A 10,552-nucleotide genomic window follows, 5' to 3' on the forward strand; every position below is an offset into this window, starting at 1 on the left:
ATTCCTTTCTACTTCGTACGGACCGCATCTTCTTCTGAGCCATCTTCATAGAGAATAAAGCTTTTCGCAGCATCCTCACCTAACATGAATTCAATTTCAACAGACAATGATCGCAGAAAGAAACGGGTTTCCGAGGAAGGAAATAACTCCAGTCTCAGCTGTCCGGTGATCTCCAAATAAAGCCGTTCATTCTCGGCTGTCACCTGTGCAGCCGTCCCATCTTGAAACAAGTAGCTGCCAACGTAGCGGCTGTATATCGCCGTATCAATTGCTTTTTTCTTTTTATCAGCAGGACGTTCCGGGACCTCATATGGCTGGCCAAATAGAATATGTTCCGCCGCCTTCAGAATCGCTTGTTCATATTCAGCATCCTCTTCCTTATTACTCAAATAGATCAGTGTTTTACGATGATCGATATATCGGATCATCAACGTCGAATAGCCGGGCCATCCTCCGCTGTGGCTGACAATCCGCCCTTTTTCAGGACTGTTTTGCAGTACCCAGCCAAAGCCATAATCAATTGTTTCTCCATTGTTGAGGCGCACTGGAGAAAACGCAGATTCCTTAGAAGCCTTGCTGATTAAATCGTCCTGATATAAAGCCTGATCAAATCGAAACAAATCGCTTGTGACAGAGTTCACCGTCCCATCTCCCTGTATGCCATCGAGATACACAACATAGTTCGTTTCCTCCAGCTCATCAGGGAGGACGTATGTTTCGGAATGTACATCATACACATATCCATATGCATAATGATCAATTCGCTCAGGCGAAAGCCTCCTGTTATACACTCTTGTTTCATTCATGCCGGCCGGTAAAAAAATACTTGTTTTCATAAAATCCGCATAGCTCATGCCAGATGCTTTTTCAATGATAACCGCCAGCAGCACATACCCCGTATTGCTGTACATCCAGCCTTCATTCGGCTCAAAATGACCAGATAGCCCCTCATTCATCAGCATATCGACAATATCCTGATTCACCGCAATCTTGTGTGAATCCCAATTGGCAAAAAACCATCCCATATAATCAGGAAGCCCTGACGTATGGTTCAATAAATGCCGAATCGTTACGCCCTGATACGGAAAACCGGGCAGCCAGCGATCCACTTTATCCTCATAGCCAAGAATCCCCTTCTCCTCCAGCAAGATGATTCCCAATGCTGTAAAAGGCTTTGACAAAGACGCTAACTCAAACAAAAAGTTGGTTTTCAACGGGCGTTTTTCCGTCATTTCCGCATAACCAAAAGAGTGATGATATAAAATATCGCCACCCTCCGCAGCCAGAACCGTCCCGTTAAACTGATGTTTTTCGCCTAATGTCTCAAATAACGTTTGAAGATGCTTTCTTTTATTCTGCTTCATTCCTCCACCTCCCATATCTCTGTACGTTACTAACCTACTAACGTTTCAAATATTTTGAAAATAACAAAAAAGTTGATCAATCCTCAAACAGGAAAAATCAACTTTAATATAGCGGTATTAGATCTGCATGAATCAAAAAATCCCCTTTTATGAAGTCGGAGAAGGAACTCTAGCGGCTGCAAAATGGGTTCTCGTAGTCGCTTGAATGACTCCGGCCGCAGTACTTCTCATGGCAACTGTCACCGTATCTCCGGCGTTTAACTGAAGAATTTCCGTAATGGCTACGACAGCGGGGAGATTCCCTGCTTGAAATTGGTTATTTCCGCCGCCTACCACATCTTGATTCACGAGAAATACGACTTCTAAGTTGAAGCCAACATTCGCATTCGCTTGAAATTCAACTGATGCATTAAGAGAATACACGCCTGCTGTTCTCGGTGAAAATGTAGATGTGCCGGGATTATATTCATTCGCCAAATCAAATTGCACATTTTGAAAAAGGACTCCGCTAGCTGCATTTGCAGCCACTGACAGATTCGCATTGCTGGTAGCTCGGAAAGCAGAAATAGGCTGGTTACTATTTGCCGTAATTGGTGCGAAGAGCTGGTTTTGTTGAGCTGGCGGGGTATTTCCATTTCTGCCTTGCATGACACTTGGTGATAAAAGAGGTTCCGGTCGATCGTTCCTCATAATCCATTTAGTTGGCCGTGGCGGCATAACTTTTTCCTCCTTATAAGCCTTAAGCTTCTATCTTTTTTTGCTAGTTAATACATTATTATATTGATCGTTACAGACATTGAAACGGTATCTGCCCGGACTGTACTCAAAAATAGAAATAACAGCAGCATGTTCCCAAAACGAATTACTGCTTTTTAATCCAAGAGGCATGCTTCACCAAGGCATCAGCTAATCTTATATGAAAAACCTCAGTTAGAGATCCTTTTTAATCGATCAATAGAAAAATGAGATATTGTCATATTTTCTGAATTATGATGAAAAAGGCAACTTTATGCCCATGCAACAGAAGCTATAAAAAATACAGAGAATGAAAAGAAACAGATAGATTTTTTAGTTCTTTAGGCCCGTAGTCCGCAAATCCTTTTATGATTTACTATCAAACAAAAGAGGAAAATAGACCAGTTGCAATCCAAACGAGAGTCTAATAGAATGAGGTCGAAAAGTAAATCGCGCGGGTTTGTTACTGATAAAGCAGGCAAGACCTAAAATGTGTAAAGGGCAAAGTGTATACTTTGGCGCCACCCCTTACATATTTTAGGTCTTTTTTTATTGTGCGTAACTAACTTGCCATCTTCAAACAGGAGGGCTGGAAGAAGCAGACCGCTAACACAGTACATAAAAAAGGAGACATGAACGATGAACATCAAAAAGTTTGCAAAACAAGCAACAGTATTAACCTTTACTACCGCACTGCTGGCAGGAGGCGCTACTCAAGCGTTTGCGAAAGAAACGAACCAAAAACCATATAAGGAAACATACGGCATTTCCCATATTACACGCCATGATATGCTGCAAATCCCTGAACAGCAAAAAAATGAAAAATATCAAGTACCTGAATTCGATCCGTCCACAATTAAAAATATCTCTTCTGCAAAAGGCCTGGACGTTTGGGACAGCTGGCCATTACAAAACGCTGACGGCACTGTCGCAAACTATCACGGCTACCACATCGTCTTTGCATTAGCCGGAGATCCTAAAAACGCGGATGACACATCGATTTACATGTTCTATCAAAAAGTCGGCGAAACTTCTATTGACAGCTGGAAAAACGCTGGCCGCGTCTTCAAAGACAGCGACAAATTCGATGCAAATGATTCAATCCTGAAAGACCAAACACAAGAATGGTCTGGCTCAGCGACATTCACATCTGACGGTCACATCCGTTTATTCTACACTGATTTCTCCGGTAAACATTACGGCAAACAAACACTGACAACTGCACAGGTTAACGTATCAGCATCAGACAGCTCTTTGAACATCAACGGTGTAGAGGATTATAAATCAATCTTTGACGGTGACGGCAAAACGTATCAAAATGTACAGCAGTTCATCGATGAAGGCAACTACAGCTCAGGCGACAACCATACGCTGAGAGATCCTCACTACGTAGAAGATAAAGGCCACAAATACTTAGTATTTGAAGCAAACACTGGAACTGAAGATGGCTACCAAGGCGAAGAATCTTTATTTAACAAAGCATACTATGGCAAAAGCACATCGTTCTTCCGTCAAGAAAGTCAAAAGCTTCTGCAAAGTGATAAAAAGCGCACTGCTGAATTAGCTAACGGCGCCCTCGGCATGATCGAGCTAAACGATGACTACACACTGAAAAAAGTGATGAAACCGCTGATTGCATCTAACACAGTAACAGATGAAATTGAACGCGCGAACGTCTTTAAAATGAACGGCAAATGGTATCTGTTCACTGACTCCCGCGGGTCAAAAATGACGATTGACGGCATCACGTCTAACGATATTTACATGCTTGGCTATGTTTCTAATTCTTTAACTGGCCCATACAAGCCGCTGAACAAAACTGGCCTTGTATTAAAAATGGATCTTGATCCTAACGATGTAACCTTTACTTACTCACACTTCGCTGTACCTCAAGCGAAAGGAAACAATGTCGTGATTACAAGCTATATGACAAACAGAGGATTCTACGCAGACAAACAATCAACGTTTGCGCCAAGCTTCCTGCTGAACATCAAAGGCAAGAAAACATCTGTTGTCAAAGACAGCATCCTTGAACAAGGACAATTAACAGTTAACAAATAAAAACGCAAAAGAAAAATGCCGATATCCTATTGGCATTTTCTTTTATTTCTTATCAACATAAAGGTGAATCCCATATGAACTATATAAAAGCAGGCAAATGGCTAACCGTATTCCTAACCTTTTTAGGAATATTGCTGTTTATCGACTTATTTCCAAAAGAAGGACATGACCAAAAAACAAAATCAAAACAGAAGCCGGACTACCGGGCGGCATATCATTTTACGACGCCGGATAAATGGAAAAATGACCCTCAAAAACCGATCTATTTTGATGGCAAGTATCATTATTTCTATCTATATAACCGGGATTACCCAAAAGGCAACGGCACAGAATGGCGCCATGCCGTCTCAGAGGATTTGGTGCACTGGACCGATGAAGGCGTGGCGATTCCGAAATATACGAACCCGGACGGTGACATTTGGACCGGTTCCGTCGTGGTGGATAAAGAGAACACAGCCGGCTTCGGGAAAAATGCGCTTGTCGCGATTGTGACACAGCCCTCAGCCAAAGACAAAAAACAGGAACAATATTTGTGGTACAGCACAGACAAAGGAAAATCATTCAAATTCTACAGTGGCAACCCCGTTATGCCTAATCCGGGCACAGACGATTTCAGAGACCCGAAAGTGATATGGGATGACCAAGATAACAAATGGGTCATGGTTATGGCTGAAGGATCAAAAATCGGCTTTTATGAATCCGATAATCTTAAGGACTGGCATTACACAAGCGGATTCTTCCCAGAACAGGCGGGAATGGTGGAATGTCCCGACCTCTACATGATACGGGCAAGCGACGGAACGAATAAGTGGGTTCTCGGCGCCAGCGCGAATGGCAAACCGTGGGGCAAACCAAATACGTACGCCTACTGGACCGGAAGCTTCGACGGAAAAGAATTCAAAGCGGATCAGACTGAAGCCCAATGGCTTGACTATGGCTTCGACTGGTATGGCGGTGTGACGTTCGAAGACAGCAAAAGCACAGATCCATTAGAAAAACGGTATGCGCTTGCCTGGATGAACAATTGGGATTATGCCAACAACACCCCGACAATGAAGAACGGCTTTAACGGCACAGATTCTGTCATACGCGAACTCCGGCTGAAGGAGCAGGATGGAACATACAGCCTCGTCTCACAGCCGATTGAAGCTTTGGAGCAGCTGACTGTTTCAACTGACGAAATAGAGGATCAGGATGTGAACGGATCAAAAACATTGTCGATGACAGGTGATACGTACCAGCTTGATATGGATCTTTCTTGGTCAGAGCTAAAAAATGCAGGCGTCAGGCTCAGAGAATCAGAAGACCAAAAACGCCATATTGATGTCGGCATTTTCGCCGAAGGCGGCTATGCATATGTCAATAGAGCAGCCACAAATCAGCCTGACAAAAGCAATACCTTTGTCGAAAGCAAAGCACCTTACGATGTAAGCAAACATGAAGCACATGTAAAAATTCTCGTCGATAAGACAACGATAGAAGTATTTGTAGGCGACGGGAAAACCGTTTTTTCAAATGAAGTCTTCCCAAAGCCTGAAGATAAAGGAATTACCCTTTTTTCTGACGGCGGCACAGCCTCCTTCAAAAATATAACAGTGAAACACTTTGATTCGATTCATGAATAAAAACAGGGGCAGCGCAGGCTGCCCTGTTTTTTTATTAGGAGCGGTATTCTCTGTTACATATTGGGCATTGTAAGAAATATAAGGCTGGTTTCAAAGGAGGAAGCGAATGTCTAAACAAGGAAATTTTCAAAAATCAATGTCGCTGTTTGATCTGATTTTGATTGGGATGGGAGCCATCTTTGGATCAGCGTGGCTGTTCGCTGTCAGTAATGTCGCTTCAAAAGCAGGGCCCTCCGGCGCTTTTTCCTGGATCCTCGGAGGAGCCATTATTTTGTTAATCGGGCTCGTATATGCAGAGCTCGGAGCCGCTCTGCCCCGTACCGGAGGCATCATTCGATACCCCGTTTATTCACATGGCCACCTTGTCGGCTACTTAATTTCGTTTGTCACGATTGTCGCTTATACAAGCTTGATTTCAATTGAAGTGACAGCTGTGCGCCAGTATGTGGCCTATTGGTTTCCCGGCCTGACCATTAAAGGGTCTGATTCACCGACCATTTCCGGCTGGATCTTGCAGTTTGCCCTATTATGCTTGTTTTTCCTGCTGAATTATTGGAGCGTCAAAACCTTCGCTAAGGCGAATTTCATCATATCGATTTTTAAATATATTGTGCCGATTACCATCATTATTGTGCTGATCTTTCATTTTCAGCCGGAGAATTTATCCGTTCAAGGATTTGCACCGTTTGGATTTACAGGTATTCAGGCTGCCATCTCGACAGGCGGCGTCATGTTTGCGTATCTCGGCCTGCATCCGATTGTATCTGTAGCAGGTGAAGTCCAAAATCCAAAACGCAATATCCCGATCGCTTTAATCATTTGCATCATCGTTTCAACCATCATTTATACTGTTTTGCAGGTCACCTTTATTGGTGCAATCCCGACAGAAACACTGAAACATGGCTGGCCGGCAATTGGCCGGGAGTTCTCATTGCCGTTTAAGGATATTGCGGTCATGCTCGGGTTAGGCTGGCTTGCAACGCTTGTCATTTTAGACGCCATTCTGTCTCCCGGAGGAAACGGGAATATCTTTATGAATACGACATCCCGCCTTGTTTACGCCTGGGCGCGTAACGGCACATTATTTGGCATATTCTCAAAGGTCAATAAAGATACGGGGACACCCCGCGCTTCGCTTTGGCTTTCGTTTGCCCTGTCCATTTTCTGGACACTTCCCTTTCCTTCGTGGAACGCGCTCGTCAATGTCTGTTCAGTCGCGCTCATTCTTTCATATGCGATTGCACCCATTTCTTCAGCTGCGCTGAGGGTCAACGCGAAGGACTTAAACAGGCCGTTTTATTTAAAGGGAATGAGCATTATCGGGCCGCTTTCCTTTATATTTACAGCGTTTATCGTGTACTGGTCAGGATGGAAAACAGTCTCCTGGCTGCTCGGCTCACAGCTCGTGATGTTTTTGATCTATCTCTGTTTCAGCAAATATACGCCTAAAGAAGATGTCAGCCTCGCTCAGCAGCTGAAATCAGCCTGGTGGCTTATCGGGTTTTATATTATGATGCTGATCTTTTCCTACATCGGTTCTTTCGGACATGGTTTAGGGATTATCAGCAATCCCGTCGACCTCATTTTAGTCGCGATCGGCTCACTTGCGATTTATTACTGGGCAAAGTATACCGGGCTCCCAAAAGCCGCCATTGATTACGATAAATAAAGAAGCAAGAGGTTTCTTGCTTCTTTATTCTTTACAAACATACATACACGCGATAAAATGAATGAGAGTCAGTCATTATTGGAGGTGTTCCTCATGCCAAAACAAACATCGGGCAAATATGAAAAAATTCTGCAGGCTGCCATAGAAGTCATTTCTGAAAAAGGCCTCGACAAGGCTTCTATTTCTGATATTGTCAAAAAGGCCGGCACTGCCCAAGGAACATTCTATTTGTATTTCTCATCTAAAAATGCCCTCATACCGGCCATTGCAGAAAATCTTCTCACCCATACACTTAATCAAATCAAAAGTAGGCTGCATGGGGACGAGGATTTTTGGACCGTTTTAGATATATTAATTGATGAGACTTTTCTCATTACAGAACGCCATAAGGATATTATTGTCCTCTGTTATTCCGGGCTTGCGATCGACCACTCCATGGAAAAATGGGAGACGATCTATCAACCTTATTATTCCTGGCTTGAAACAATTATCAACAAGGCCATTGCAAACCATGAGGTAACGGAAGGAATCAATTCAAAATGGACGGCCAGAACAATTATCAACTTGGTCGAGAACACTGCGGAACGATTCTATATCGGATTTGAACAAGATGAAAATGTTGAAGTGTATAAAAAGGAAATTTTTACTTTCTTAAAACGGAGCTTAGGCATTGCTTAAAAAATGACTGGGTAACACCGCTCATTTTTTAATGTTCTAAAAATGACTGACATTCATTCATAAAATAGAGAGGTGTTTCATTTGAATTGGGTTCTTGTTTTTATTGCAGGGCTTTTAGAAGTTGTTTGGGCCTCTTCCCTCAAACATGCTGATTCGCTTTTGGATTGGATCATCATATTTATCTTAATTGCGGTCAGCTTTATCCTGTTGATCCGCTCTTATCAAAAAATCCCGATGGCCGCGGCGTACACTGTGTTTGTGGGAATCGGAACCGTCGGAACATATCTGACTGGAATTGTTCTGGGCGAATCCTTCTCAGCAGCCCAAATGTTCTTTTTAGCTTTATTGCTGGCTGGCATTTTAGGAATGAAATTATTTACGAATGAAAGCAAATCTCAGCCGGGAGGTGAACAATAATGGCATGGTTTTTATTAGTGATTGCCGGCATAGAAGAAATTATAGCTGCCATTGCCATGAAATATATAGACGGAACAAGAAAAAAATGGCCAATCATTGTGATGACTGTTGGATTCGGCTTATCCTTTTACTGCCTTTCCCAAGCGATGATGGTCCTGCCTGCCGGAGTCGCTTATGCCGTCTGGACTGGCATTGGAAGCATTGGCGTTTCGGCGGTCGGGCTCATCTGGTTTAAGGAGCGGTTTCAGCTTTCACAGGTGATTTCACTTTGCCTTATACTAGCCGGCGTCATCGGCCTGCGTCTTACGTCATCTTCATAAAATAAAGGCATATACAGCTGTATATGCCTTTGCCATTAAGCTTCGTGATGTTTTTGAAGATGAAGCGGCGGCGGGATGAGCCAGCCTTTGTTTTTTAGCAGCCTTAAGTATTTTGCGCCGGTTGCCGCTTTCGACATATGAAATTGCCCAAACATCATCGCAATATCCTCACGAATCGATTGCCCCATCATTTTGCTGCATGTCACAAGACCTGCAGCATTGGCTGCTGCCGCGGAGGCCGCCACATCCGGATCGAGAAACCGTGCGCCAGGCGGAATATCGTTAAGATCTGCTGTCGGCGGTTCAGGAGAAGCCGGCGGCAGCGCCACCCCGTTTTCTTTCAGGATCGTGCTGACCTGTTTGATTTCATCTTGGCATTTTTCAATAGACTCACGAAGCAGCTTCTTCAGGTCGTCATCACCGACATGATTCAATAGCATTTGGTAATTGCCGACCATTTTATTGCCCGCCATCACATAACTCCACAAGCCGAATACCTCACCATAATGCATCGGTTCATCCTGCGGATTTCCGCTTAAAATACCCATGTTCATCCTCCTCGCAAATTCAATATCGCATACATTCCATAACGTGCCCGGTAGGAGGAAAATTTATGTTTCAGCAAGAAAGATTTATGAAACAAAACAAAAAAGACAAGAGCGGCAAATCGCCAAACCCTTGTCTTTCCTGTTGTTCTATTGGACGCGCTCGGAGGGATTCGAACCCCCGACAGACGTGGTACCGGAAACCACCGCTCTATCCAACTGAGCTACGAGCGCATATAGACTGCGTTATGAGAACGTCAGCACAACTAATTATACGATAATTCCATTCAAATAACAACCCTCTATTTCGAGAGGCCGTTTTTTAAATAGTCAAAGCATCTTAATTGGCAATCTGACATACGATGGTTTGAACCCCTGTATTTTTGGGGAAAATGGGAAAAAGAGACGACTTTGCATATCAGGCTAGCTTTTTGTTTGACCTTTATTGACCAAAAATGTATCATGTAACTACATACTTACCTAAAAGGTGAAGGAGGAGCATTATGAATTTAATACCTACAGTCATTGAACAAACGAACCGCGGGGAAAGAGCGTATGACATTTATTCTCGTCTATTAAAGGATCGTATCATCATGCTTGGATCTGCGATTGATGACAACGTTGCGAACTCCATCGTGTCACAGCTTTTATTCTTAGCAGCAGAAGACCCTGAAAAAGAAATTTCTCTTTACATCAACAGCCCGGGCGGCTCTATTACAGCTGGTATGGCGATCTATGATACCATGCAGTTTATTAAGCCGAAGGTATCTACAATTTGTATCGGTATGGCTGCGTCAATGGGCGCGTTCCTGCTTGCAGCCGGCGAAAAAGGCAAACGCTATGCGCTTCCAAACAGTGAAGTCATGATTCACCAGCCACTTGGCGGTGCGCAAGGTCAGGCGACAGAAATTGAAATTGCCGCGAAACGCATTCTCTTGCTTCGCGACAAATTAAACAAAGTCCTTGCTGAACGTACTGGCCAGCCGCTTGAAGTGATCGAACGCGACACAGACCGTGATAACTTCAAGTCTGCTGAAGAAGCGCTTGAATACGGCCTGATTGACAAAATTTTGACTCACACAGAAGACAAAAAGTAATAACACAACCTGCAAGAGCTGCGTCTCTTGCAGGTTTTTTT

General features: G+C 43.6%; 10 protein-coding genes and 1 tRNA gene. 7 read left to right on the forward strand and 4 right to left on the reverse strand.

All coding sequences use genetic code 11. From position 1 onward, the window contains the following. Positions 1-8: 8 nt before the first annotated feature. Both MHH79_RS17720 and MHH79_RS17725 read right to left on the reverse strand, forming a co-directional pair. The gene (locus MHH79_RS17720; RefSeq protein WP_340034774.1) at positions 9-1,364 is read right to left on the reverse strand and encodes a serine hydrolase; all 1,356 of its coding nucleotides are present in this window, start codon (positions 1,362-1,364) and stop codon (positions 9-11) included. Positions 1,365-1,511: 147 nt separating this feature from the next. Continuing rightward, positions 1,512-2,081, reverse strand: coding sequence for a hypothetical protein (locus tag MHH79_RS17725; RefSeq protein ID WP_063334700.1), 570 nt, complete (start codon positions 2,079-2,081; stop codon positions 1,512-1,514). 657 nt (positions 2,082-2,738) lie between these two features. On the opposite strand from MHH79_RS17725, the gene sacB reads away from it, so the two are divergent. From sacB to MHH79_RS17755, 6 genes are all read left to right on the forward strand, one after another. Continuing rightward, positions 2,739-4,160 (forward strand): levansucrase, encoded by a 1,422-nt coding sequence (gene sacB, locus MHH79_RS17730; protein ID WP_046340268.1) that lies wholly within the window; start codon positions 2,739-2,741, stop codon positions 4,158-4,160. Between the two features lie 74 nt (positions 4,161-4,234). Continuing rightward, a complete protein-coding gene (gene levB / locus MHH79_RS17735; RefSeq protein ID WP_251217517.1) occupies positions 4,235-5,785 on the forward strand; it encodes a 2,6-beta-fructan 6-levanbiohydrolase in 1,551 nt (516 codons plus the stop codon). 106 nt (positions 5,786-5,891) lie between these two features. After that, complete coding sequence (gene aspP / locus MHH79_RS17740; RefSeq protein WP_003228228.1) at positions 5,892-7,454, forward strand: aspartate/proton symporter AspP; 1,563 nt, start codon at positions 5,892-5,894, stop codon at positions 7,452-7,454. Positions 7,455-7,547: 93 nt separating this feature from the next. Beyond that, entirely contained in the window at positions 7,548-8,132 is a 585-nt protein-coding gene (locus tag MHH79_RS17745; RefSeq protein WP_309530060.1) for a TetR family transcriptional regulator, read from the forward strand. 81 nt (positions 8,133-8,213) lie between these two features. After that, the gene (locus MHH79_RS17750; RefSeq protein ID WP_063334703.1) at positions 8,214-8,549 is read left to right on the forward strand and encodes an SMR family transporter; all 336 of its coding nucleotides are present in this window, start codon (positions 8,214-8,216) and stop codon (positions 8,547-8,549) included. After that, positions 8,549-8,869, forward strand: coding sequence for a QacE family quaternary ammonium compound efflux SMR transporter (locus MHH79_RS17755; protein WP_021480661.1), 321 nt, complete (start codon positions 8,549-8,551; stop codon positions 8,867-8,869). The genes MHH79_RS17750 and MHH79_RS17755 overlap by 1 nt, the downstream gene beginning before the upstream one ends. Before the next feature lie 35 nt (positions 8,870-8,904). On the opposite strand, the gene MHH79_RS17760 is transcribed toward MHH79_RS17755, so the two are convergent. Both MHH79_RS17760 and MHH79_RS17765 read right to left on the reverse strand, forming a co-directional pair. After that, positions 8,905-9,417, reverse strand: a complete 513-nt coding sequence (locus tag MHH79_RS17760) for a DUF3231 family protein (RefSeq protein WP_015384719.1) — start codon at positions 9,415-9,417, stop codon at positions 8,905-8,907. Positions 9,418-9,572: 155 nt separating this feature from the next. Next, positions 9,573-9,648, reverse strand: a tRNA-Arg gene (locus tag MHH79_RS17765). Positions 9,649-9,917: 269 nt separating this feature from the next. Between MHH79_RS17765 and clpP the strand changes: the two genes are divergently transcribed. Then, entirely contained in the window at positions 9,918-10,511 is a 594-nt protein-coding gene (gene clpP, locus MHH79_RS17770; RefSeq protein ID WP_003228214.1) for an ATP-dependent Clp endopeptidase proteolytic subunit ClpP, read from the forward strand. The last annotated feature ends 41 nt before the right edge of the window (positions 10,512-10,552 follow it).

The organism is Bacillus sp. FSL K6-0993, assembly GCF_037977205.1.
Lineage (GTDB): Bacteria > Bacillota > Bacilli > Bacillales > Bacillaceae > Bacillus > Bacillus subtilis.